The following is a 22,936-nucleotide window of genomic DNA, read 5'->3' as shown; positions in this document are numbered from 1 at the left end:
TCCCCCTGCCGGCCGGCCTCGCATCAGGCCGAGTGGAACCCTGCCGGCTCCGGCGGCGATGTCGAGCCCGCAGACGTGCCGGGCTCACCCCTGTCCACAGGCGCGGCCGCCGCTGGCAACCGCATCGCGACCCGCAGGCCCGGCGCGTTGTCGGACAGGCGGATCGCGCCGCCATGCAGATGCGCCACCGCCGATGCCAAGGCGAGGCCCAGGCCGAAGCCCGGCTTGCTGCGGCTCTTGTCGAGGCGGATGAAGCGTTCAAGCACGCGGTCGCGGTCGGCCTCGGGGATGCCGGCGCCATGGTCGCCGACCGCGATCTCGACATCCGGCCCGTCGCGCCGCGCCGAGACGGCGACGACGGCCGGCGCATCGCCCTCGGGGCGGCCGTATTTGATGGCGTTGTCGACGAGATTGGCCAGCGCCTGGCCGATCAGCTCGCGATTGCCGTCGAGCGCGAGGCCCGGCTCGACGGTGACGGAGAGCGCGAGCCCCGCCTCCTCCGCCAGCGGCTCGTAGAGCTCGCCCAGCCCGTCCACCAGCTCGGCCAGATCGAGCCGCACCATGCTGTCGCTGATCTGCCGGGTTTCGAGCCGGGCGATCATCAGCAGGGCGTTGAAGACGCGGATCAGCCCGTCCGCCTCGTCGATCGTGCCCTCGAGCGCGGTGCGCAGCTCCTCCGGCGTGTCGGCGGTGCGCAGCGCCTCCTCGGCGCGGTTGCGCAGGCGGGTGAGTGGCGTCTTCAGGTCGTGGGCGATGTTGTCGGAGACCTGCTGCATGCCGCTCATCAGCTCGCCGATGCGGTCCATCATGGCGTTGAGGTTGAGGGCGAGCCGGTCGAGCTCGTCGCCGGTGCCCGCGACGGCGAGCCGGCCCTTGAGATCGCCCTCCATGATGGCGCGGGCACTGTCGGTCATGCCGTCGATGCGGTTGAGCACGCGCCTGGCGACGAACCAGCCGCCGAAGCAGCCGAGCACGATTACCAGCAGAAGCGACCAGCCGGCGGCGCGCAGGATCACGACGCGCAGGCGCTCGCGCTCCTCGACGTCGCGGCCGACCAGCAGCCGGAAGCCGGCGGGCAGCATGAAGACCCGCACGATGGCGTGGTTGATCCGGTCGAGCGCATCGGAGGAGCGGGCATATTCGATCTCGCTCTCGCCGGGCTGGTCGAGCGTGCCGGGCGGCAGCGCCTCGATGTTGCCGGCGACGCGCTCGCCGAGCGGCGTCACCACGAGATAGAGCGAGGCGCCGGGCCCGCGCGAGCGGCGCTCGATCGCCTGCACCAGACGGCGGATGCCGCCGATGCGCTGCTGCTCGGCCAGGCCCTGGATCTCGGCGTCGATCGTCGAACGGATTTGCGCGTCGAGCAGGCTGCGGGCGTTCCAGGCGACATAGCCAAGGATCGCGATGGCGAAGACCGCGAAGACGACGAGATAGAACGCCGTCAGCTTGAAGGCGGTGGTGCGCACGAGATTGGGCAGGAAGCTCTGCCGCACCGCGGGCGCCGGCGTCTCAGCGGGCCGCGTCACGGATCACGTATCCCGCGCCGCGGATCGTATGGATCATCGGGTGCTCGAAGCCCTTGTCGACCTTGGCGCGCAGCCGCGAGACGTGCACGTCGATAACGTTGGTCTGCGGGTCGAAATGATAGTCCCAGACGTTCTCGAGCAGCATGGTGCGCGTCACCACCTGGCCGGCATGCTTCATCAGGTATTCGAGCAGGCGGAACTCGCGCGGCTGCAGGGAAATCTCCTCGCTGGCGCGGGTGACGCGATGGGCCAGCCGGTCGAGCAGCAGGTCGCCGACCTGATAGCTGGTCGGCTCGGCGGCGGGTGCGCTGCGGCGGCGCGCCAGCACCTCGACGCGGGCCAGCAGCTCGGAGAAGGCATAGGGCTTGGGCAGGTAGTCGTCACCGCCGGCGCGCAGGCCCTTCACCCGGTCGTCGACCTGCGCCAGCGCCGAGAGGATCAGCGCCGGCACGGTCTCGCCCTGCTCGCGCAGGGAGCGGATCATCGAAAGCCCGTCCATGCGCGGCAGCATCCTGTCGACCACGAGCACGTCGTAGCCGCCGCCCTGCGCCATGGCGTAGCCCTGGAGCCCGTCGGCGGCGTGGTCGGGAACATGGCCGGCCTCGCGGAAGGCCTTCACGAGATAGGCCGCAGCTTCGGCGTCGTCTTCGACGATGAGGAGTCGCATGGCGGCAGGTTACCTCACGAAAGCGGAAAACGGCAGGCCGGTTCTGATGGACCGGCCTGCCGCGATGACGGGTGCCTCCCGGCGGGGGGCGACGTGACAGCCGGGAGGACACCGCGACCCGGCAGGCTCCTTTCGTACGCGACTTCAGGAGCCCGCCGCGTCGGTCTCGCTCCGGGTCAGGCCGCCGGCTGGCGGCCGACCTCGAAGCTGATCTCGCGCTCGCGGCCGTCGCGCCAGACGGTGATCGTGGTCTTCGTGCCGGGCGCGAAGGTCGCGATCTTCTTCGACAGGTCGCGGGCGTCGGCGACCTTCTCGCCATTGACGGCCACGATGGTGTCGCCGCGGCGCAGCCCCGCCTTGGCGGCCGGTCCGTTGGCCTGCGCCTCGGCGATCAGGGCGCCCTTCGGCTCCTTGAGGCCGATGGCGTCGGCGATCTCGGCGGTGACCGGCTGGATCTGGACGCCGATGAAGCCGCGGGCGACCGAGCCGTGCTCCTTGAGCTGCTCGACGACGCTGTTGACCGTCGCCGCCGGGATGGCGAAGGCGATGCCGACATTGCCACCGGACGGCGAGTAGATCGCGGTGTTGACGCCGACGACCTCACCCCTCTGGTTGAAGGTCGGGCCGCCCGAATTGCCGCGGTTCACCGCCGCGTCGATCTGCAGGAAGTCGTCATAGGGGCCGGAACCGATGTCGCGGCCCTGGGCCGAAACGATGCCGGCGGTGACGGTGCCGCCCAGGCCGAACGGGTTGCCGACCGCCATCACCCAGTCGCCGATGCGCGGCTTGGCCGGCGCCAGCTTGACGAAGGGATAGCTGCCCGCCTCGTTGACCTTGAGCAGAGCGAGGTCGGTGCGCGGGTCGGTGCCGACCACCTTGGCCGACAGGGTCTTGCCGGCGTCGGTGACGAGCTGGACCTCGGCCGCGTCGGCGACGACGTGGTTGTTGGTCACGACATAGCCGTCCTGGCTGATGAAGAAGCCCGAGCCCTGCGACATTGCGCGGCGCTCCGGCTGCTGCTGGCGGCGGCCGGCGCCCTGGCCCTGCTCCTCGAAGCGGCGGAAGAAGCGCTCCAGCGGGTGGCCGGGCGGCAGGCCCTCGACCTCGCCGCCCTCTTCGGCGCCGGTGGTTGCGACACGGGTGGTGACGCGCACCGAGACGACGGCCGGCTTCACCTGCTCGACCACGTCGGCGAAGGAGGGAAGCTGCGACTGCACGCCGGAGAGCTGGATCGGCTGGGCGTTGGCGGCGCCGTGCTGGGTCAGGAAGCTGTCGGCAAGCCCTGCCATCAGGCCGATGCTGAGGGTGGCGGCGCCGGCGACGATCGCGCCGCGCTTGAGGATGGAGCGGGCCGTGGCAGGCTTGCCGGCAGCGCGCGTGTTCAGGTCGGTGTCGATCTCGGTCATGGTCTCATCTCGCTGCTGAAGGCAGGGGGGCTTCCTGCTTTCTCGAGACTGACCATGATGCCCGGCGCCTTACGCGGCTTTCGCCCGCGCATGACGTTTTCGTAAGGTTGCGGCGGGGAGCCTAATCGCGTTCGCGGTCGACGAGTTCGGCGAGGCGGCGCTCTTCCTCCGGGCTCAGCGCCGGCGTGCCGGCGGCCGGCTCGACGGTGGTTCGGCGACGGCGCCAGAGGAAGACCATGCCGAGCGCCAGGATGCCGAAAGGCGCGCCCCAGAGCAGGATGGTGCGGCCGTTGACCGGCGGGCTCAGCAGCACGAAGTCGCCATAGCGTGCCACCACGAAGTCGATCACCGCCTGGTCGCTGTCGCCGGCGACCAGGCGCTCGCGCACCAGCACCCGCAGGTCGCGCGCCAGCGGCGCATCAGAGTCGTCGATCGACTGGTTCTGGCAAACCAGGCAGCGCAAGCCCGAGGACAGGCTGCGCGCGCGCTTCTCCAGCACCGGGTCCTTCAGCAGCTCGTCGGGCTGCAGGGCGAGCGCCGGCCCCGCGAGGGCGAGGCAGGCGAGCAGCGGCAGGAGAACGCGACGCAAGGCGGTCACTCCGCGGGCTGTGGCACGGCACGCACCGCACTCGCGCGATGCGGCGCGGCGACGCGGAAGCGCCTGTCGGTCAGCGAGAGCAGGCCGCCGGCCGCCATGATCAGCGAGCCGATCCAGATCAGCAGCACCAGCGGCTTGTCGTAGAGGCGAACCGCGATCGCGCCGTCGCCCTGCGGCTCGCCGAGGCTGACATAGACCTGGCCAGTGCCGCGGGTGCGGATGCCGGCCTCCGTGGTGGGCATGCCGCGCGCCATATAGAACCGCTTCATCGCCTCGACGGGCTTGAGCTCGCGCCCGTCGCGCGTCACGACGCGGAAGCGGGCGACGTCCTCGCGATAATTCGGGCCGGTGCGCGGGGTCAGCGAGATCAGCGTCGCGGTGTAGCGGCCGCTGGTCAGGCTCTCGCCGGGCTTGAGCGTGCCGATCGCCTCGGTGCTCCAGGCGGTGGCGGCGATGCCGATGACGCTGACGCCGATGCCGGCATGGGCGAGCGCGGTACCCCAGACCGAGCGCGGCAGGCCGACGGCACGCGACCAGACGGCGCCGAGGCCGCTGGCCCGGCCGATGACGCGCTCGCCGACATCCCAGAGCGAGCCGAGGATCAGGAAGACGCCGAGGCCGACACCCAGCGGGGCCAGCACCGGCCCGCCGCGGGTCAGGGCGAGCAGCGCGATGGTGGCGAGCACGCTGATGCCGAAGGCCACCTGCGCCCGCTGGGCCGCGCCCAGCAGGTCGCCGCGCTTCCAGGCGAGCGTCTGGCCGAGCGGGAGCAGCAGCAGCAGCGGCACCAGCACGGGCACGAAGGTCGCGTTGAAGAAGGGCGGGCCGACCGAGATCTTGTCGCCGGTCAGCATCTCCAGCACCAGCGGGTAGAGCGTGCCGACGAAGACGGTGGCGCAGGCCGTGGCGAGGAAGAGGTTGTTGACGACCAGCGCGCTCTCCCGCGACACCGGCGCGAACAGCCCGCCCTGCCTGAGCAGCGGCGCCCGCCAGGCGAACAGCGCCAGCGAACCGCCAACGAAGAAGACCAGAATGGCGAGGATGAACAGGCCGCGCTGCGGGTCGGTGGCGAAGGAATGCACCGAGGTGAGCACGCCCGAGCGCACCACGAAAGTGCCGAGCAGCGAGAGCGAGAAGGTCAGGATCGCGAGCAGGATCGTCCAGACCTTGAGCGCGTCGCGCTTCTCCATCACCACGGTCGAATGGATCAGCGCCGTGCCGGCGAGCCAGGGCATCAGCGAGGCGTTCTCGACCGGGTCCCAGAACCACCAGCCGCCCCAGCCGAGCTCGTAATAGGCCCAGTAGGAGCCCATCGAGATGCCGAGCGTCAGGAAGGTCCAGGCCAGCAGCGTCCAGGGCCGCACGGCGCGCGCCCAGACGGCGTCGATGCGCCCGTCGATCAGCGCCGCGACCGCGAAGGCATAGGTGATCGAGAAGCCGACATAGCCGACATAGAGCAGCGGCGGATGGATCGCGAGGCCGAGATCCTGGAGCAGCGGGTTGAGGTCCTGCCCCTCGGCCGGGGCCGGGACGAGCCGGCGGAACGGGTTCGAGGTCAGCAGCGTGAAGAGCAGGAAGGCCACGGTGACGCAGCCCTGCGCCGCCAGCGCGCCGGCACGTAGCCGCGGCGGCAGCGAGCGCTTGGAGAGCGCGACCAGCGCGCCGAACAGCGCCAGGATCAGCACCCAGAGCAGCAGCGAGCCCTCATGGTTCCCCCAGACGGAGGTCAGCTTGTAGAGCAGCGGCTGGGCGGAATGCGAATTGGACGCGACGTTCTCGACCGAGAAGTCGGAAAGGACATAGGACGCCGTCAGGCAGCCGAAGGCGATGGCGACCAGCACGAAGCAGGCGACCGCCGCGGCGGGGCCGACGGCCGCGAGCGCCGGGTCCTGCCGGCTGACGCCCCAGAGCGGCACCACCATCTGCACCGCGGCGACACCGAGGGCGAGCGCCAGCGCGAAATGGCCGATTTCGACGATCATGCTGGCTCCGTCACTTCGCCGCCGGAGCGGTGCCGGCGCCCGGCTTGTCCTCGCCCGGCTGCCAGTGTCCCTGCTTCTTCAACGTGTCCGCGACCTCGCGCGGCATGTAATTCTCGTCGTGCTTGGCGAGGACGGAATCGGCCTTGAAGCGCGTGCCCCCCTCGAAGACACCCTCGGTGACCACGCCCTGCCCCTCACGGAACAGATCCGGCAGTAGGCCGCTATAGTGCACCGTCATCACGGTCTTGGAATCGGTGACGGCGAAGCGCACCTCCTGGCCCGGGCCGCGCTGGACCGACCCGGCCTCGACCAGTCCGCCGAGGCGCAGGCGGGTGCCTGGCGCCACGCCCTTCTCGGCGATCTCGGTGGGGCCGTAGAAGAAGACGATGCTGTCGCGCAGCGCATAGGCGACGAGCCCCGCCGCGACGGCGAGAACGAGGCCGGCCGCGCCGATCATCACCAGGCGGCGCTGCTTGCGGGTCATGCCCTTGCGCGCCGGCATAACGGGCGAACCGGACTGGACGCTCACTGTGCGGCCTCCTTCAGCCCGGTCTCGGCGGCGAGCGCCGCCAGCGCGTCGAGTGCGGCCTTGTCCTCTGCCAGCCGCTGGCGTGCCGTGGCGAGCGAGCGCCCGGCCGCTTCCTTGTCGCCCAGCACCATCTGCGAGCGGATCAGGCGGCTCCATTCCGGCAGGGTTCCGCCGGATTCCGCCAGGCGCGCGGCGAGGCCTTCGACCATGCCGCGAATGGCGGTGTCGCGGTCGCCCTGCGGCATCGCGGCGATGGCGGCCGCCGCATCCGGATCGGGCCGCGCCTCGAGCTGCGACAGCCGCGAACGCACGGCCGCGGCCCAGGGCGCGTCCTTGGGAGCGTCTGCCAGAAGCGCCTTGAAGGCGGCGATCGCCTTGCCGGCGTCGCCGTCCTGCTCCTGGGCGATGGCGAGGAAGAAGCGCGCGCGGGGATTGGCCGGTTCGAGCCGCGTCGCGGCGGCGAGTTCCTCGCGGGCCGCGGCGGTGACGACGCCGCCAGCGGCGAGGATCATCGCCTCGGCCTGGCCGGCGTGAAGCTCGGCGCTGGGCGTGCCATGGCGGATCGCCGAGGCGAAGGCCTTGGCGGCGTCATCATAGCGGCCGATGCGCAGATAGACCGGCGCCAGCACGGCCCAGCCCTTGCCGTCGGAGGGGTTGGCGGCGAGATGCGCCTCGATGCGCGCCACCGCGATGCCGAAGTCCTGGCCGTTCGGGCTGCCTTTGAGGCGGGCAGCGAGCGGCTGGTCGGGCAGCGTCGGCGAGCCCTGCGCGCCATAGATCAGCAGCGCGACGAGCGGGACGCAGGAGAGCGCGATCGCCGAGGCCGCGCGGCGGCGGCGCAGCGAAGGCTCGCTCTCGCCCTCGGGAGCGGGCTCGGCATCGGCGGCCCGCAGCAGGCGCCGCGCGGCCTCGGCCTTCGCGGCCGCGGCCTCGCCCTCGCCGATCATCCGCCGGCCGAGATCGCGGTCGATCTCGGCGAGCTGCGCGCGGTAGAGCGCGGTCGCCCCGGCCGTATCGGCGAAGAGCGCCGGCTGGCGGCGGCCCAGCGGCCAGAGCACCGCCAGCACGCTCGCCCCGGTCATGAGCGCAAAGATGATCCAGATCAGCATCGTGCGTTCATAGCCAATCGCCTCGCCAGCTTCATGTCCCAAGATGGCGACAAACGGTCACGCGCGCCTTGTCGCCCATCAAACAACCGGCAGAACCAGCCGCGCGCGCAGGCCACCCAGCGGCGAGCGCTCCAGCGAGACCCCGCCACCATAGAGCTTGGCGAGGTCGACGACGATGGAGAGCCCGAGCCCCGAGCCGGGCGTGGTTTCGTCGAGCCTGCGGCCCCGCTTCAGCACCTCCGCCAGCGCCTCGTCCGGCAGGCCCGGCCCGTCATCGTCGATCAGCAGGGACAGCCGTCCCTCCGGCCAGTCCGTTTCGGGGGCGAGCGCGACCGTGACGCGATGCCGCGCCCATTTGAAGGCATTGTCGAGCAGGTTGCCGAGCATTTCCTCCAGATCCTGCTTCTCGCCGCGGAAGCGCACGCCTTCGGGCACCGCATGGCTGCCGGCGACGGCGCGATCGCGCGTGATCTTGCCGAAGGTGCGAATGAGGGCGTCGAGCGACGGGGCGATCTCCGTGGCGCCGCCGAGTGCACCCGAGAGCGCCGCCGCCCGTGCGCGGTCGAGATAATACTGGACCTGGTCGCGCATGATCGTCGTCTGGTGGCGGACCGTCTGCGCCAGCGCGTCGTCGGCGGCCTCGGCCTCGTTGCGCATCACGCTGAGCGGCGTCTTGAGCGCATGGGCCAAGTTGCCGACCTGGGTGCGCGCCCGCTCCAGGATCTCGCGATTGGCATCGATGAGCTGGTTGAGCTCGCCCGCCAGCGGCGCGAGGTCGGGCGGGTAGGTGCCGGTGATCCGCGCGCTCTCGCCGGTGCGCACCGCGCCCACCTGCGCCCGCAGCCGCACCAGCGGGCGCAAGCCGAAGCGGACCTGGGCAATCGTCGAGATCACCAGGGCGAAGCCGAGGAAGAGGAAGGTCAGGGTCAACGCGAAGCGAAACTCGCGGATATCCTCGTCGATCTCGTCGGCAGGCGCCGCGACGCCGACCGTGAAGCGCCCGTCCTCGCCGACGTCGATCTCACGTTCGAGAATGCGCAGTCGCCGGTCGTCCGGGCCGAGGATGTAGCTTTCGCGCAGGCCGCGCTGGTTGGGCTCCAGCTTGCGGTCGAGCAGCTTGGGCAATTGCCCGCCGACCAGGGAGCGCGAGGTCCGCACCACCGGCCGCTCGCCGTCGAGGCGGATGATCTGCCAGTACCAGCCGGAGAGCGGCAGGTCGAAGCGCGGCTCCCCGAGGTCGCCGATCGTCTGGCGCTCGGTCTCGGGCGGCGCCGCCAGATCGGCGACGAGTTCCTTGATGTAGACGCTCAGCCGCTCGTCGAAGCCGCGCTCGGCCGAGCGGCGATAGAAGGTGGTCAGTCCGGCGCCGGCCAAAGCCAGCACCAGCGCGCAGCAGATCACCGCCGAGAGGAACAGGCGGCTGCCCAGCGAGAAGCGCTGCCGGCGGACGGCCATGCCGGCTCAGTCCTTCGCCGCGGCGATGTATCCCAGACCGCGGACGGTCTCGATGACGTCGACGCCGAGCTTCTTGCGCAGGCGGCCGACGAAGACCTCGATCGTGTTGGAATCGCGATCGAAATTCTGGTCGTACAGATGCTCGACCAGCTCGGTTCGCGACACCACCCGGCCCTGATGGTGCATCAGATAGGCCAGCAGCCGGTATTCGTGGGAGGTGAGCTTGATCGGGTTGCCGTCGACGACGACGCGGCTGGCGCGTGTGTCGAGCCTGACGGGGCCGCAGACCAGCTCGGAGGTGGCGTGCCCGGCGGCACGGCGCAGCAGCGCACGGACGCGGGCCAGCAGTTCCTCGACGTGGAAGGGCTTGGTGACGTAATCGTCGGCGCCCGCATCGAAGCCGGCGACCTTGTCGCTCCAGCGGTCGCGGGCGGTGAGGATCAGCACCGGCATGGTCTTGCCCTCGCGGCGCCAGCCCTGCAGCACCGAGACGCCATCGATCTTCGGCAGGCCAAGATCGAGAATCACGGCGTCATAGGGCTCGGTATCGCCGAGATAGAGCCCTTCCTCGCCATCGAAGGCCTTGTCGACCGCGTAGCCCGCATGCTCGAGCGCGCTGACGATCTGGCGGTTGAGGTCCTTGTCGTCCTCGACGACGAGCAGTCGCACGGCTTGATGTCTCCGTCAGGGTGCCAGGATCACGGTGTCCGCCTCAGCGGATGTCGGACACCTTGCCCGAATGTCCGTCGAGCGTCACCCGTGCGACGCGCCCGTCGCGCTTCAGGGTGGTCACGACATAGACGAAGCTCTCGCCCTGCCGGCACAGGCTGATGCGCACGACCTCGCCGGGCGCCGCGTCGCGGGCGTGGCGGGAGGCGAGCGCCGGCTGCATGACCTGGCCCGCAGTCACCGCCTCGCGCGTCTCGTCCGCGGAGAGGCAGGCGACCGGGGCCGCCGCATCGACCGGCGACACCGGCGATACGGACAGGCTCACGGCGGCGAACAACGCTGAAGTCGGGGCGAGCAGCATGGTCCCCGTGGCTATCGCGCGGCGCGTGAATGGTCCATGAATGCACTGCGGCATGCCCTGCGCCCGAACGTCGCTCAGCGCACCGCGACCTCGCCGCGCCAGCGCTCGCCCTCCCCCGTGACCGCCCCGATCTGCGCGATCGCGACGTCGAGCAGGGCCTGCTTCTGGCCGAAATCGGCGAGTTCGGTCGCCTGCGCATAGTCGAAGACCGGCGTATCGGTCTCGATGGTCCGGATCGCCGCACCGTCGCGGTGGATGACGATCCTGTAGCGCTCGGACGTCTCCCCGAGGGGCACCTCGGCCAGTTCCCAGGAATCGCCGCCGGTCCGCGTCCGGCGGATCCAGCTCAGGCGCACGCCGTCCGGCCCGCGCCGCGCCTTGGGATGGACCGGCGCCAGCGGCCGCAGCGCCGCCGCGCCGACCGTCGCGGAAAGCTCGCGCATCGCGATGTCGGCCGTGACGGGGCCGACGCGATAGCGCCAGTGGCGGCCGACATCGTCGAGACGCGTCGCGAGGGGGAGCGCCGCCCCGTCGAGCACCACGACCCGGGCCCCCGCTGGCAGATGCCGCGACGCCATCGCCTCCGAGCCGCCGAGCCCGCGCAGCAGGCCCGACAGGCGAAAGCTGCGATCCCCGATCAGCTCGGCACGCGCTGCGGTGACGATCTCGACCATGCCGGCCGCGTCGATCAGGGCAAACGCATTCGCGCCGCCGAGCGCCGCAACCCAGTCGACGGAGGCGAGAATGCCGCCGCGCAACCGGATATCGACCGCGCCAAGGCGATCGCCGCGCCAGAGCGGCCCCGGACCGAGCGCGCTCAGCGTCTCGCCCATGATCGAGGGCGTCTCGACCAGGCCCGCCAGCTCGAAGGGCAGGTCCGCCGCGGCACGCCAGACCGCCAGCGCACCGGGCCAGGGATCGGCCTGCGCCGCCAGCAAGAGCAGCGCCGGCGGCTCGGAGAGCGCGAGCGGCAGGTCGAACAGCAGCGCGTCCGGCCGCCCGGCGACGCGCGGCACGACATGCGGCTTGGTCCCGGTATCGCTGGCGACCGGAGCGGGCGCATAGATCGCCGGCTCGACGGCCCGGGCGCTCGCCATGCGCACCGCACCGTCGGCGATGCGCGTCAGGCGGAAAAGCCGTGGGCGCCCGTCGACATCGAGCGAGACGACATCGCCCGGCTCCAGCGCGATCAGCCGCGGCGACAGGGCGATCTCCAGCGTCTCGCGCCCGGCCCAGAGTTCCTGCAGGCGCTGATCGGCGAGACGCTGGCCCTCGGCCCGGCGCGTCACGATCGCGGTGTCGACGGCGCTTTCGCGCCGGGCCCCACCGGCCAGCCGGCGCGAGCGCGCGGCGGCACGGCGATAGCCGTTGTCGCCGTCGATATGGGCCAGCCTGAGTTCGCGCGGCAGCTCGCTCTCCTCCGCGCGCCTGATCTCGTAGGGCCGTCCCTCGCGGTCAGGCACGATATCGTCCGCGGTCAGATGGCGGACCACAGCCCCGGCGCGCCCGCGAAAGCGCAGCCGCCCGGAGGTCATGGTCGCATCGAAGCCATAGGCGTGCGCCAGCGGTTCCAACACCTGCCGTGCCGAGAGAGGCCGGTCGAGCACGTAGCCGTCGAGGAAGCCATCGACCGCGATCTCGTCGGCGGCGGGCAGGCCGTAATCGGCCAGGACCGCGCGGATCAGCCGGTCGAGCGGCGTGCCTTCCAGCCGTCCGTTGATCCAGTGGCCGGTGTCGTAGTTGCCGCCATCGGCCCAGACCGAGATCAGGTCGGGAAAGGCGGGGAACGGCCGCGCATCCCAGGTCCAGACATAGATGTTGGCGGGATCGACCATGCGCAGGCCGGTGACCGGCGAGACTGGGTTGCGAGCGGGATGGAAACCCGGCAGCGCCGGATCGAAGCCGGAGAGGATCGCCTCCAGCCCACGCGCCTGGACGAGATCGTCGCGCACGCGCGTGGAAAAATGCGGATAACCGCCGTCGACCGATTTCGGATCGGGAAAGACATTGGGAGAATTGCCGCCCTTGTCGACTGCCGGCAAGCCGATCTCGGTCAGCCAGATCGGCTTGGAGCCGGGCAGCCAGGTGGTGGGCATGGCCCGCTCGACGCCGCCGACACGCTCGACATGGCGGTTGCGCCACCAGTTCGGCAGATCCTTGGGCCGATGGACCCAGGGTTTGCCATAGGCGCCGTCGGTGATCGGCCGGCGGATCTGCGCCTGCCGCTCGCCGGACGAGGCGTAATACCAGTCATAGGCCTCACCCGCCGTCAGCCGGTCACGCAGATAGGCGAGATCGCTCGCTCCCCGCGCCAGCGCGGCGTCGGCATGGTCGGGCGTGTCGCGCCAGTCGCTGAGCGGCGGATAGTAGTCGATGCCGATCGCGTCGATATCCGGGCTCGCCCAGAGCGGATCGAGCGGAAAGCGCACCTCGTCGCCGCCGGCCAGGACATGGGCGCCGTATTCGGTCCAGTCCGCCGCATAGACCAGCGCAGTCGGCGCAGGCAGGATCGACCGGACCTCGGCGGCGAGATCGACCAGGCCTTCGACCATCGGGTAGACGCCCGGCGCGCTGCGCACCCGCGTCAGTCCGACCAGTTCGGAGCCGATGACGAAGCCCGCGACGCCGCCGGCGGCCCTGGCTAGCATCGCTGCATGCAGCACCGCCCTGCGGAAGCCCCAGTCATCCTGCGCGGCGCAGAGGACGCGCCCGTCCGCGAGCGAGAAGTCGGCGGCGCGGGCCGTGCCGAGGAAGGCGGCGATCTGCGTCGCGGAGGCCGGCGTTCCGTCCGGCGAGCCCGGCCGGCCCGGCGCCGGCATGCAGCTCATGCGCCCGCGCCAGGGATAGGGCGGCTGGCCGGCCGCGCCGGTATGCGGATCCGGCAGGGCGTTGCCGGCCGGCACGTCCATCATCACGAAGGGGTAGAGCACGACCTCCAGCCCGTAGACGTCGCGCAGGCGACGGATCAGCGCGATGACCGCATCATCCGATGGTGTGCCGCCATAGGCCGGCCGGCCGTTCGAGAGGCTAACCAGGCGGGCCTGCCAGCGCTCCAGCCCCGCGACCCGCCATGTCTCACCGACCGTCGTCTTCTGCGCGATCTCGACCCGCGGCGTCACCGTGCAGGTGCCGGCACGCAGATCGTCGCCGAACCAGCTGACCACCAGCGAGATGCGGCGCAGCGACGGGCACAGCGCCAGCAGATGCGCGATCGCCCCGTCGACATCGGTGCCGCTGTGCCATTGATGGCGGTTCTCGGCGATGCTGGTGCCCGGCTCCGGCTCCTGGTTCACCAGCGTCGGCTGGTAGATGAACTCGCTGGCGCCGGGGATCAGCGTCACCGCGCGGATCATGCCGCCGAGGCCGGGCACCGCCCGCACCACCTCGAAGGCGAATTGCGGCACGCGGTTGCCATAGTCGGCAAGCGGGAAACGCTCGAGCACGACATAGGCGATGCCGCGATAGGCCGGAGCCGCGCCCGCCTCCTTCGCCGCGATCAGCGGATCGGGCTGCTGCGTCTCGAAGCCGCGATGGATGCGCAGCGCCACCGTGTTGAAGTCGATCTCGCGGCCATCGGCCCAGATCCTGCGGACGAACGCGATCGGCCCCTCGCAGATCGCCACCGCCAGATTGGCGTAATAGCTGTAGGTCGTCTCGTAGGTCTTCTGCGCCTTCTGGCCGCCCTTGCCGCCGGCCTTGCTGCGCGTGACGGTGGTGGTGATCTCCTCCTCGAAGCGCGTCGCCCAGATCAGTTGTCCGCCGAGGCGCGCACGGCCGTAGACGCGCGGGATCGGCGCTCCCTCGGTCGAGGCCAGCCCCTCGATCTCGCTGAGCCGCGGCCCCTCGACGATGCGGGTGCCGCCGCCGGCGCCGAACAGCGAGCGATCGAGCCCTGCGCCGGCGATCGCGCCGATCGACCGGCCGATCATGGCGCCGACCGGGCCTCCGAGCGCCGTGCCCACCACCGTGCCGGCGACCTGCAGAACGAGCGTGGCCATCAGGACGAGACCTCCGGGAACGAGAAGACGAAGGCGAGATGGCGCAGCCACCAGCCCGACAGTGCGACCTCGCAGACCGCGGCACCGTCATGGGCGTGCAGCATGCGCTCGGGGCTCGACAGAATGGCGCAATGCGCCGCCGGCAGATGGTCGCGCCAGCGGAAGAGCAGGAGATCGCCGGGCCGGCGCGCGGCGGGCGCGACCGGCAGCATGTGGCGCCCCGCCGCCAGGGTCAGCGTCTCGCCGGCGGCATGCGCGGCCCAGTGGACCGCATAGGGCGGCGTCGCCTCGGGCTCGGCGCCATGAACCTCGCGCCAGACGCCGCGCACCAGGCCGAGGCAGTCGCAGCCCACGCCCCTCAGCGACGCCTGGTGGTGATAGGGCGTGCCGAGGAAGGCGCGGGCGGCGGCGAGGATGCGGGCGCGGGTGGCGTCGCCGGCGGCGATCACCGGAACAGGCTCCCGCCGTCGAAGGGCGCGGCGCCGGGGTCGGTGCCGCCGGCGATGATGAAGTCGTTGCCGGGCAGGTGCGGGAAGCCGCGGAAGTTGACGGCATTGCCGAAACGGGCGCGGCAGGTGGCGAAGCGCTTGTCGCAGCCGGCCGAGACGGTGAAGCCGTCGCCGGGCGCGATCGGGTTCGGAGCCGCCTGCCAGAGCTGCAGCGAGACGCCCTCCCCGCCGGCGCGATGCACCTTCACCTCGCTGCCGAATCCGGCATTGCCGCCCGCGGTGAAGACCAGCCGCCCGGCGCTGAAGAAGCCGTCGGCATAGGCCGAGAGCGCCGGTGCGGTCAGGCCGAGCCGTCCGTCCGTGGTTGCGACGCTCGCCGTCGCCACGGTCAGTGCGACGCCGCAGCGCGCATCGCCGAGATCGGCGGAGCAGGAGGCGGTGTAGAGGCCGCCCCGCTCCTCGTCGAACGCCTTGCCGAGCCCGCGCATCTCGGCCGAGAAGCCGGTGTCGCTGCGCCTGACCTCGCCGACGAAGCCGGTCTCCAGCAGGGTGCGCGCGGCGGTATCGCGCCAGTCGACCAGCCAGAGCTTCACCGCGGCGTCGTCGAACAGGCCCCGCGCGAGTTCCGCCTCGCCGAGCCCGCCGGAGGCGAGCGCCCCGGACGCCTCGCCGCCCCCGGTGGCGAAGCCGAGCTCGGCGGTGGTCTCCGCCGCCTCGAGCCCGGCGCCAGCGCGGAAGGTGATGCCCTCGAAGACGAGGTCGCGATCATGGTCGGTGAAGCCGAGCACAACGCCGTCTCGGCGCGTCAAGCTCCAGCAGCGGCACAGGGTCGTCGCCTCGCCGGCGAGTTGCGCGGCGAGCGAGGCGGGCAGATCACGCATGGCTGAGCCCTCAGGCGACGATCTCGACGATCGGAATATGGGGGATCTCGCCGGCCTCGAAGGCCGAGAGATCGACCTCGATGGCGTCGAGGTCGAACCGGACCGGCACGTCGAAGGCGAAGCCGGCAGTAACCAGAGCACCGCTCGCCGGCGCATGGCCGGGCGCGAAGGTGACGAGCCCGGTGGCGTGGTCGCAGGAGACCGCGGCGGGCTGGGCCTGCACGACACCGTCGACGCCGATCAGCACGCTGCCGGCGACCGGCTTGGCGATCGGCCGGATATAGGGCGCATGCAGCCCGCCATAGCGCTTGGCGAGCTGGAACAGGCGGGTCGTGCCGTCGCCGACGCCGATCTGCTGGTCGCCCGCCTCTGGCATCGCCGAGGGCGCGCAGCTCTTCCAGTCGAGCCTGTCGCGCCAGCGGAATCCGTAAAGTCGCCCGCGCCGTTCCTCGAAGAAGGCCACCAGTTCGGCCAGCGCATCCAGCGTCTTCACGCCGAAGCCGGCATCGTAGCGCCGGCGGGACTGGGCCCAGCGGCTGTTGCGGACCTCGCGGCCCGAGGCCAGCGTGACGATCTGCGTCAACCGCTCCGGACCGCCACGGGCGCCGCGGGCGACCTCCAGCGGAAAGCGTATCTCGTGGAACCCGCTCATCGCAGCCCTCCCTCGCGGACTTTCGCCATCAGAGCGCGCGGCTGCCGCGCGCCACCGCGCGCGCGATCGCGGCCGAGACCTGCGCCTCCGAGCGACGGAAGCTCTCGGCATCTTGGGTCTGCACCTGGACGGTGACGTTGACCGGCCGGCGCCCCTCGCCGCCGGCGCGCACGCCGAGCTTGCCGTCGGCCCCGCGCGAGAGCGGCAGGATCGCCTCGGCCCCGCGCTCGCCCATCAGGCCGAGGCCGCGCCCCATGGCGAAATAGGTCGGCGCCGCGACGACGCCGCCATCGGCGAAGACGGAGACCGAGGAGGCTGCACCGCCGCCCAGCCCGCCGCCGAACAGGTTGGCGAGTCCGCCGAGCCCTGAGCCGAGCAGGCCGGTGAGGCCGCTCTGCAGCGGCTTCAGCGCCGCCTTGAGCAGGCTGTCGCTCATCGAGCGGCCGACGCTGCGCAGCACGTCCTCGAAGCGCTTGCCCTCGACGACGCCGCGCGAGAAGGCGGTGGTGATCGCCCGCCCGAAGCCGTCGGATGCCTTGGTCAGCTCCTGCGTCAGGCTGGTCATGCTGCGCAGCGCCGGCAGCTCGAGACCGCTCTCGCCGTCCTCGGTCATGGATCACCTCTCTTCTTCGAGCGACGGGTCGCCGCACAGGTCCGGATGGGCACGCATCATCGCCTCGAAGGCGCCGCGCGCGATGGGCTGGCCGCCGCGGACGCCATCGAAGGCGCGCGCCGCCGCAGCGATCTCGTGGGGGCTGGCGCGCCAGAACGCCTCGGGCGTCCAGCCGAGCCGCCCGAGCCCGAAGGCCATCACCTCCGCCCAGGGGAAGGCCGCCGCCGGAGGCGGGCTCAGCCCTCCGGCGGCGCGGGAGGGCGGGCGTCGCCCGGCGCCGAAAAGGTCGCGTCCAGCAGGGCGATGGCGGCGGCGATGGCGCCGTTCAGCCCGCCGTCGAAGGCGAGCGCCGCGACCTCCGCCTCGCTCAGGCCGCCGCCGGCGCCGCGCAGGCCGGCATAGAGGATGCGGGTGACGTCGCGCGCCGAGAGGCGGCCGCCGACGAAGCGCTCGCCGAGCGCCGGCAGGCTGTCGACCGCGAAGGCGGCCTCCAGCTCGGCCAGCGCCCCGAGCGTCAGCCGCATCGGCAGCGCCCGCCCCTCGACCATCAGCGCGACCTCGCCGCGATAGCGATTGACCATGCCGCCCTCCGTCTCAGGCCAGGGTGAAGACGAGCAGGCCGGCGGATTCCAGCGACAGCTCGAAGGTGACCTCGGCGGCGTGATCGCCGCGATACTCGAGGGAGGAGAGCTGGAACGGCCCGGTGATGGTGCCGAAATCGGGCACGATCACCTGCCAGTCGCGGATCGCGCCGTCGAAGAAGATCTGGCGGACCAGCGCGTCGGAGGCCTCGTCCTTGAAGATGCCGGCGCCGCTGATCGCCGCCCGCCTGACGCCGGCGCCGGCGAGAAGCTCGCGCCAGCGCCCGGCCGACTCGGCATGGGTGACGTCGACCGTCTCGGCGTTGAAGGCGATCTGGCGGGCGCGCAGCCCCGCCACGGTGACGAAGGCACCGCCGGGGTCGGCGGCCTTCAGCAGCAGGTCCTTGCCTTTCTGGGCAGCCATGGCGCGTCCTTTCGCGGTCAGAGGTCTTCGGTAACGGCGCGGAAGCGCAGCGTGACCTGGTGCAGGCGGCTGCGGGGCTCGCGCGCCAGCCGCGACGAAAGCCAGCGCAGCGAGACGAGGCGGTGGCCGTCCAGCGGCAGGGCCGCGTTGCGCAGGGCAGCGACGATCGCGCCGGCGGCGTCCAGCGCCAGCCGGGCGGAGGCGCTCTCCTCGGCCCAGACGATCAGGGCGAAGCGCTGCTCGCAGCCATGATCGCTGCCGGTCGACCAGTCCTGCGCATCGACCTCGCCATGGACGACGTAGACCCCCTTGGCCGCCCGCGGCGGCTCGTCATGGATCCGGCCCGGGCCGATCAGCGCCGTCAGCGCCGCATCGGCGGCCAGATGCGCCTGGATCGCGCGGCGCAGCGCGGAGATCGCGGTGCTCATGGCCCGACCTCCTCGACGAGGCAGACCAGGCGCCGCCGGCTGCCGTCGGGATCGGCGATGGCCCGGATATCGAAGATTCGCGCGCCGTCGCGCAGGCGCAGCCCCGCGCTGACGTCGCCGCGCCAGCGCAGGGTGATGCGCTGGTGCGCCGCCTGCTCCGGCCGGTCGGCGAGCCAGCGCTCCTCGCCGGAGATCCAGTCGAGCCGGGCCCAGACGGCGGCGACGGTCTCGAACGTACTGGTCGCGCCTCCGAGCCCGTCCGGTGTCGCGACCAGGCGCTCGAGCAGCATGCGCCGGCGCAGCGTGCCGACCGGCGCCGGTCTTGCGGTCTCGTTCGTCATGGCGCTCACAGCCTCGCCCGGCGGAAGGGGGCGACCAGCGCGGCGACCTCCTCGGGCAGGCGCGCCGCGTCGCGGCTGGCGACGTCGCCGCGCAATTCAAACCAGCGGCAGGCCAGCCGCAGTACCGCCTGCCGCAGCGGTGCCGGCACAGCGTCACGCAGCGGGCCGAAGCCGGCGACCACGTCGATCTCGATCCCGGCATGGGCACGGCCGGGCGCGGGCAGTGCGCCGGCGAGCGCGATCGCCGGCGGATCGGAGCCCGGCTCGAGCGACAGTGCTTCCCCCTCCACCGGCGTCGCGCCCCCGTCCCGGTCGTAGACGCGCGCGGCCACCACGGCCGAGACCGGCGAGAGCGGCAGGCGCAAGCGCCCGCTGCGCGGCCAGGCGTCGAGGACGATGCGCCAGTGCTGGTCGATCAGCATCCGGCCCGAAGCGGCCTCGACCATAAGCCGCGCCGCCGTCACCAGCGTGGCGAGCAGATTATCCTCGTCATCGGCGAGAATCCGCAGGAAATCCTTGGCTTCCGGCAGCGAAACCGGCTCGATGGCCGGCGGCGTCAGTGCGAGCGGCGTCATGGTCACCCTCTCTTGCGGGTTTGAAGCGGGTCGCCGATGCGCTATCCAGCGCCTCCGTGAGGACGGAGGACGCCATGCGCCGCGGCATGCAGATTCGATTTGCCGGCCTCGTCGCCGGCGCAGGCCTCGGGCTTCTGGCCGCTGGGCCGGCTGCCGCCGTCGTCGGCGGCAGCGAAGGCGGTCCGCTCGCGGGCGAGACCGTGATGGTCCTCAATGCGCGCGGCGGGGTCTGCACCGGCATCGTGCTGTCGCGCCGCGCCATCCTCACCGCCGCCCACTGCGCGCAGGGCGCCGCGCTGCGCGTCCACTGGCGCGAAGGCGGGGAACCGGTGCTGGTCGAGCCGGCGACGATCGCGCTGCATCCCGGCTTCAACGCCGGCGCGGTCGCGGCGCGCCAGCGCTCGATCGACCTCGCCCTGATCCGGCTCGGCGAGCCGCTGCCGGCGCGGTTCGCGCCCGCGACGCTGCTCGACGGCCAGCAGCCGCGCGCCGGCGCAGGAATCACGCTCGCCGGATATGGCGTCTCGCGCGAAGGCGAGGCCCGCACCACCGGCACCTACCGGTCGGCGGCGCTCTCGGTGGTCGAGCCCTATGGGCCCGGCCGCGTGCTGCTCTGGGCCTCAGATCCGGCCGGCGGCGGCAAGCGCGCCGGGGCCGGCGCCTGCCAGGGCGATTCGGGCGGGCCGATGCTCGCCGGGAACGGCGTCGTCGCGGTGACCAGCTGGTCGACCGGCCCGGCCAAGCGACAATGCGGCCTGCTCAGCCAGGGCGTGCTCGTCGCGCCGCAGCGCGGCTGGATCGACCGGACCCTCACCGGCTGGGGCGAGACCGCACGCTGGTCCGGCGGACGCTGAGCGGAACCGCCGCGCCCACTGGACTGTTTCCGCTCAAACCATAGAGTGCCGCCATGGCCGCCCCGATCACGACCCGTCCCGCCAGGCGCTCCGGCGCCACCCTCCTCGCCGTCCTCGCCGGCACGATGCTCGCCCCGCCGCCTGCGATGGCGGTGGTCGGCGGCGTGCAGTCGCGCGGGGCCGACGGCGTGCGTGCCTCGACCGTGCGGGTCGAGACCAGCCATGGCGAGTTGTGCTCGGGCGTCGTCGTCGCCTCCGAGCTGGTTCTGACCGCCGCCCATTGCCTGATGGCCGGCGGCTCGATCCGCGTGATCAGCCTCGACCGGCGCTTCCGCAACCGGACGCACAAGGTCGCCTCCGTGCTGCCCCATCCGAGCTTCCAGCCCGGCACGACGCCGCGCACCCAGCCGGGCGCCGACATCGCGCTGGTCCGGTTGGCCCAGCCGCTGCCAGCCGATCTGCGCCCCCTGGAACTGGGCGGACGCCTCACCCAGGGCGAGACCGTCACCATGGCCGGGTTCGGCCTCGGCTCGGAGAAGAACAAGGGCAGCGCCCGCGTGCTGCGCGAGGCGACCCTGGTGAACGCCGGCAACTACACCACCGCCAACACCGTCAAGGTCGCGGTGGACGCCGAGCACCGTGGCGAGGTGCTCGGCGCCGGCGCATGCCGCGGCGATTCCGGTGGACCGGTCCTGCGCGGCAAGGCTTCCGAGCGCGATCTGGTCGGCATCGTCTCCTGGTCGAGCGGGCCGCTGAGTTCGCGCGTCAGGCTGATCTGCGGCGGCTTCACCGCGATCACCCCGATCAGCGAGCATCACGACTGGATCGTGGAGGCGAGCCGCCGGCTGATGGCGATGGATGCCGGGCCGAACACGCGGCAGGCAATGCCGCAGGTCCGGCCCGATGCCAGCTACAGCTGGTGGTTCAGCCGCTGAGCAGGCTCAGGCCGCGAAGGCCAGCCCCTTGATCGCAGCGAAGTCCTGCACCCCGCCGCCGACGCGCTTGGTGGTGTAGAACAGCACATGCGGCTTGGCGGAATAGGGATCGCGCAGGATGCGCACCCCCGCCCGGTCGACCACCAGATAGCCGCGGCGGAAGTCGCCGAAGGCGATCGCGACCGCAGAGGCGGCGATGTCGGGCATGTCCTCCGCCTCCGCCACCGGGAAGCCCAGCAGCGTCGCCGGCGCCCCGGCCGAGACCGGCGGCTGCCAGAGATACTGGCCGTTGCCGTCCTTCAGCTTGCGCAGCACCGCCTGGGTCTTGCGGTTCATCACGAAGCTGGCGTTCTGGCGATAGCCCGCCTTCAGCGCGTAGACGAGGTCGATCAGGATATCTGCGGGGGCGGAGGCCGGCAGCGCGCCGGCGACGCCGGTCTTCAGCGTGCCGATGTTCCCCCAGCTCCAGCTCGCCTCGGCGACGGTCGGATAGGCGAGGAAGCCGCGCGGCTTGTTGGCCCCGTCGCCGGAGACGAAGGCGGCGCTCTCCTGTTCGGCGAAGGCCCCCTCGACCTCCTCGGAGATCCACTGGTCGATGTCGACGATGGCGTCGTCGAGCAGGGTCTGGGTCGCGGCCGGCATGGCGTAGAGCTCCATGGCCGGGAAGGAGAGCTCGGCCAGCGTCGAGGCCGCCGTCTGCGGGCGGGCCGCCGTTTCCGCCACCCAGCCCGCCGCCGGGCCGACGGTGGAAAAGGCCTTGCGATAGGTGCCGGCCGAGATCATGCGCACCGTGGCGAGCGCGCGGATCGGCGAGACGGCGGCGAGACGGCGCAGGATCTCGCTCTCGACAGTCGCCGGCGCGAGATAGCCGCCGTCGGGGCCGGAGCCGGCGGAGAGCGCCTTGCCCTCCAGGCTCTTGAGGCCGCCGGCCTCGCCATGGCGGACATAGGCGTCGAAGGCCGCCTTGTGCTCGGCGACGGCCGGCGCGCCCGTCTCCTCCCCGCCGAGCGCCGGGCGGCGGCTGTCGAGCGTCAGCCGGTCGAGCCGGCGGCGGGTCTCGTCGAGCGCCTGGTCGAGCCGCACGAGCTTCTCGTCGGTCAGCGCATCGACGCCCATGCGGCCCTCGAGCTCGGTCAGGCGTTCCTCATTGGCGGAACGATAGGCCTCGAGCGTGTAGCGCAGATCTTCATAGGCCTGCGCGGCGTCGCCGACGGCCTTGGTTTCGCGGGGCTGGCTGGTCTGGGTCATGACGTCTCCTGGGGTTGAAGGGCGTTACGGATCAGGAATGGGCCGGCAGCGGTGCGAGCCGCGCCTTGACGCGGCCGACACGCGCCTGCGGCAGCATCGGGAAGGTCACGAGGGAGATCTCCCAGAGGTCGACCTTCTCCAGCCGGCGCAGCCCGGTGCGCGGCTCGGTACGGGCGCGTTCGGTGCGGAAGCCAATCGACAGCCCGTCGACGGCCCCGTCGTGCATCAGCGCGTGGATCTCACGGGCACGGCCGACCGCAAGCGAAAGGCGGCCGAGCACGCGCAGGCCGCGCCCGTCCTCGCGCAGGTCGAGCCAGCGGCCGATCGGCTCGGCCGGGTCGTGCTGCCAGAGCAGCTTCACGCCGGCGGCACCGCGGCGCGCCAGGCTGTCGCGGAAGGCGCCGGGCTCGACCACGTCCTTGCCGAGATCGGCGACGCGGAACAGGCTGGCATAGCCCTCGAAGACCCCGTCGGCCTCGACGCGCGTGAGCGGACGCGCGAGCGCCTTGAGTTCCTGCGCGGACGCCGGGAGCGCGCACCTCATCGCGCACCCTCCCCGTTCGAGCGTTCGCCGCCCTCCAGCCGGCCGATCGTCGCGAAGAAGCGACCGATCACCTCGCGCGGCTGGGGCGCCGCACGCGCGACGGTCGTGGCG

General features: G+C 72.0%; 25 protein-coding genes. 2 read left to right on the top strand and 23 right to left on the bottom strand.

Features of this window, described 5'->3' with window-relative positions; all coding sequences use genetic code 11:
• Nucleotides 1-23: 23 nt before the first annotated feature.
• From ABE438_RS07005 to ABE438_RS06905, 21 genes are all read right to left on the bottom strand, one after another.
• Nucleotides 24-1,526, bottom strand: a complete 1,503-nt coding sequence (locus ABE438_RS07005; protein WP_346501838.1) for a sensor histidine kinase — start codon at nt 1,524-1,526, stop codon at nt 24-26.
• Entirely contained in the window at nt 1,510-2,193 is a 684-nt protein-coding gene (locus tag ABE438_RS07000; RefSeq protein ID WP_346501836.1) for a response regulator transcription factor, read from the bottom strand. The genes ABE438_RS07005 and ABE438_RS07000 overlap by 17 nt, the downstream gene beginning before the upstream one ends.
• Nucleotides 2,194-2,369: 176 nt before the next feature.
• Nucleotides 2,370-3,599 (bottom strand): S1C family serine protease, encoded by a 1,230-nt coding sequence (locus tag ABE438_RS06995; protein WP_346501835.1) that lies wholly within the window; start codon nt 3,597-3,599, stop codon nt 2,370-2,372.
• A gap of 121 nt (nt 3,600-3,720) precedes the next feature.
• Nucleotides 3,721-4,188: a cytochrome c-type biogenesis protein gene (locus ABE438_RS06990; RefSeq protein WP_465248571.1), complete on the bottom strand. Its 468-nt coding sequence runs from the start codon at nt 4,186-4,188 to the stop codon at nt 3,721-3,723.
• A 5-nt stretch (nt 4,189-4,193) separates the two neighbouring features.
• Complete coding sequence (locus ABE438_RS06985; RefSeq protein WP_346501834.1) at nt 4,194-6,179, bottom strand: heme lyase CcmF/NrfE family subunit; 1,986 nt, start codon at nt 6,177-6,179, stop codon at nt 4,194-4,196.
• Between the two features lie 10 nt (nt 6,180-6,189).
• The gene (ccmE, locus tag ABE438_RS06980; RefSeq protein ID WP_346502105.1) at nt 6,190-6,663 is read right to left on the bottom strand and encodes a cytochrome c maturation protein CcmE; all 474 of its coding nucleotides are present in this window, start codon (nt 6,661-6,663) and stop codon (nt 6,190-6,192) included.
• 41 nt (nt 6,664-6,704) lie between these two features.
• Nucleotides 6,705-7,817 (bottom strand): c-type cytochrome biogenesis protein CcmI, encoded by a 1,113-nt coding sequence (gene ccmI, locus ABE438_RS06975; protein WP_346501833.1) that lies wholly within the window; start codon nt 7,815-7,817, stop codon nt 6,705-6,707.
• A 78-nt stretch (nt 7,818-7,895) separates the two neighbouring features.
• Nucleotides 7,896-9,272, bottom strand: coding sequence for a sensor histidine kinase (locus ABE438_RS06970; RefSeq protein ID WP_346501832.1), 1,377 nt, complete (start codon nt 9,270-9,272; stop codon nt 7,896-7,898).
• 6 nt (nt 9,273-9,278) lie between these two features.
• Nucleotides 9,279-9,941 carry a response regulator transcription factor gene (locus tag ABE438_RS06965; RefSeq protein WP_346501831.1) on the bottom strand — a complete coding sequence of 221 codons (663 nt, stop codon included), beginning with the start codon at nt 9,939-9,941 and terminating at the stop codon, nt 9,279-9,281.
• 43 nt (nt 9,942-9,984) lie between these two features.
• Nucleotides 9,985-10,266, bottom strand: a complete 282-nt coding sequence (locus ABE438_RS06960) for a PepSY domain-containing protein (RefSeq protein WP_346501830.1) — start codon at nt 10,264-10,266, stop codon at nt 9,985-9,987.
• A 110-nt stretch (nt 10,267-10,376) separates the two neighbouring features.
• The gene (locus ABE438_RS06955; RefSeq protein ID WP_346501829.1) at nt 10,377-14,300 is read right to left on the bottom strand and encodes a baseplate multidomain protein megatron; all 3,924 of its coding nucleotides are present in this window, start codon (nt 14,298-14,300) and stop codon (nt 10,377-10,379) included.
• Nucleotides 14,300-14,749, bottom strand: coding sequence for an NlpC/P60 family protein (locus tag ABE438_RS06950; RefSeq protein WP_465248570.1), 450 nt, complete (start codon nt 14,747-14,749; stop codon nt 14,300-14,302). The genes ABE438_RS06955 and ABE438_RS06950 overlap by 1 nt, the downstream gene beginning before the upstream one ends.
• Nucleotides 14,746-15,630 (bottom strand): DUF2163 domain-containing protein, encoded by an 885-nt coding sequence (locus tag ABE438_RS06945; RefSeq protein WP_346501828.1) that lies wholly within the window; start codon nt 15,628-15,630, stop codon nt 14,746-14,748. Before ABE438_RS06945 ends, ABE438_RS06950 begins: the two co-directional genes overlap by 4 nt.
• 10 nt (nt 15,631-15,640) lie before the next feature.
• Nucleotides 15,641-16,282: a DUF2460 domain-containing protein gene (locus ABE438_RS06940; protein WP_346501827.1), complete on the bottom strand. Its 642-nt coding sequence runs from the start codon at nt 16,280-16,282 to the stop codon at nt 15,641-15,643.
• A 28-nt stretch (nt 16,283-16,310) separates the two neighbouring features.
• On the bottom strand, nt 16,311-16,895 hold the full coding sequence (locus ABE438_RS06935; RefSeq protein WP_346501826.1) for a phage tail tape measure protein: 585 nt from the start codon (nt 16,893-16,895) through the stop codon (nt 16,311-16,313).
• 3 nt (nt 16,896-16,898) lie between these two features.
• A complete protein-coding gene (locus ABE438_RS06930) occupies nt 16,899-17,135 on the bottom strand; it encodes a phage tail assembly chaperone (RefSeq protein WP_346502103.1) in 237 nt (78 codons plus the stop codon).
• Nucleotides 17,132-17,476, bottom strand: a complete 345-nt coding sequence (locus tag ABE438_RS06925; RefSeq protein ID WP_346501825.1) for a GTA-gp10 family protein — start codon at nt 17,474-17,476, stop codon at nt 17,132-17,134. The genes ABE438_RS06930 and ABE438_RS06925 overlap by 4 nt, the downstream gene beginning before the upstream one ends.
• A gap of 13 nt (nt 17,477-17,489) precedes the next feature.
• On the bottom strand, nt 17,490-17,900 hold the full coding sequence (locus ABE438_RS06920; RefSeq protein WP_346501824.1) for a phage major tail protein, TP901-1 family: 411 nt from the start codon (nt 17,898-17,900) through the stop codon (nt 17,490-17,492).
• 17 nt (nt 17,901-17,917) lie between these two features.
• Nucleotides 17,918-18,328, bottom strand: a complete 411-nt coding sequence (locus ABE438_RS06915; RefSeq protein ID WP_346501823.1) for a DUF3168 domain-containing protein — start codon at nt 18,326-18,328, stop codon at nt 17,918-17,920.
• Complete coding sequence (locus tag ABE438_RS06910) at nt 18,325-18,669, bottom strand: phage head closure protein (RefSeq protein ID WP_346501822.1); 345 nt, start codon at nt 18,667-18,669, stop codon at nt 18,325-18,327. Before ABE438_RS06910 ends, ABE438_RS06915 begins: the two co-directional genes overlap by 4 nt.
• A gap of 5 nt (nt 18,670-18,674) precedes the next feature.
• Nucleotides 18,675-19,244: a head-tail connector protein gene (locus ABE438_RS06905; RefSeq protein ID WP_346501821.1), complete on the bottom strand. Its 570-nt coding sequence runs from the start codon at nt 19,242-19,244 to the stop codon at nt 18,675-18,677.
• A gap of 74 nt (nt 19,245-19,318) precedes the next feature.
• On the opposite strand from ABE438_RS06905, the gene ABE438_RS06900 reads away from it, so the two are divergent.
• Together ABE438_RS06900 and ABE438_RS06895 are read left to right on the top strand one after the other, a co-directional pair.
• Nucleotides 19,319-20,098, top strand: coding sequence for a S1 family peptidase (locus ABE438_RS06900; protein ID WP_346501820.1), 780 nt, complete (start codon nt 19,319-19,321; stop codon nt 20,096-20,098).
• A 53-nt stretch (nt 20,099-20,151) separates the two neighbouring features.
• Nucleotides 20,152-21,033, top strand: coding sequence for a S1 family peptidase (locus ABE438_RS06895; RefSeq protein ID WP_346501819.1), 882 nt, complete (start codon nt 20,152-20,154; stop codon nt 21,031-21,033).
• A 6-nt stretch (nt 21,034-21,039) separates the two neighbouring features.
• Here the strand turns inward: ABE438_RS06895 and ABE438_RS06890 are convergent, their stop codons facing one another.
• Together ABE438_RS06890 and ABE438_RS06885 are read right to left on the bottom strand one after the other, a co-directional pair.
• Nucleotides 21,040-22,281, bottom strand: a complete 1,242-nt coding sequence (locus ABE438_RS06890) for a phage major capsid protein (protein WP_346501818.1) — start codon at nt 22,279-22,281, stop codon at nt 21,040-21,042.
• 31 nt (nt 22,282-22,312) lie between these two features.
• The gene (locus ABE438_RS06885; protein ID WP_346501817.1) at nt 22,313-22,825 is read right to left on the bottom strand and encodes an HK97 family phage prohead protease; all 513 of its coding nucleotides are present in this window, start codon (nt 22,823-22,825) and stop codon (nt 22,313-22,315) included.
• Nucleotides 22,826-22,936: the final 111 nt, after the last annotated feature.

Source organism: Allobosea sp. TWI1241 (genome assembly GCF_039673065.1).
GTDB lineage: Bacteria > Pseudomonadota > Alphaproteobacteria > Rhizobiales > Beijerinckiaceae > Allobosea.
Note: the sequence above shows the minus strand (reverse complement) of the source record. Positions and strands in the feature narration are given on the sequence as shown.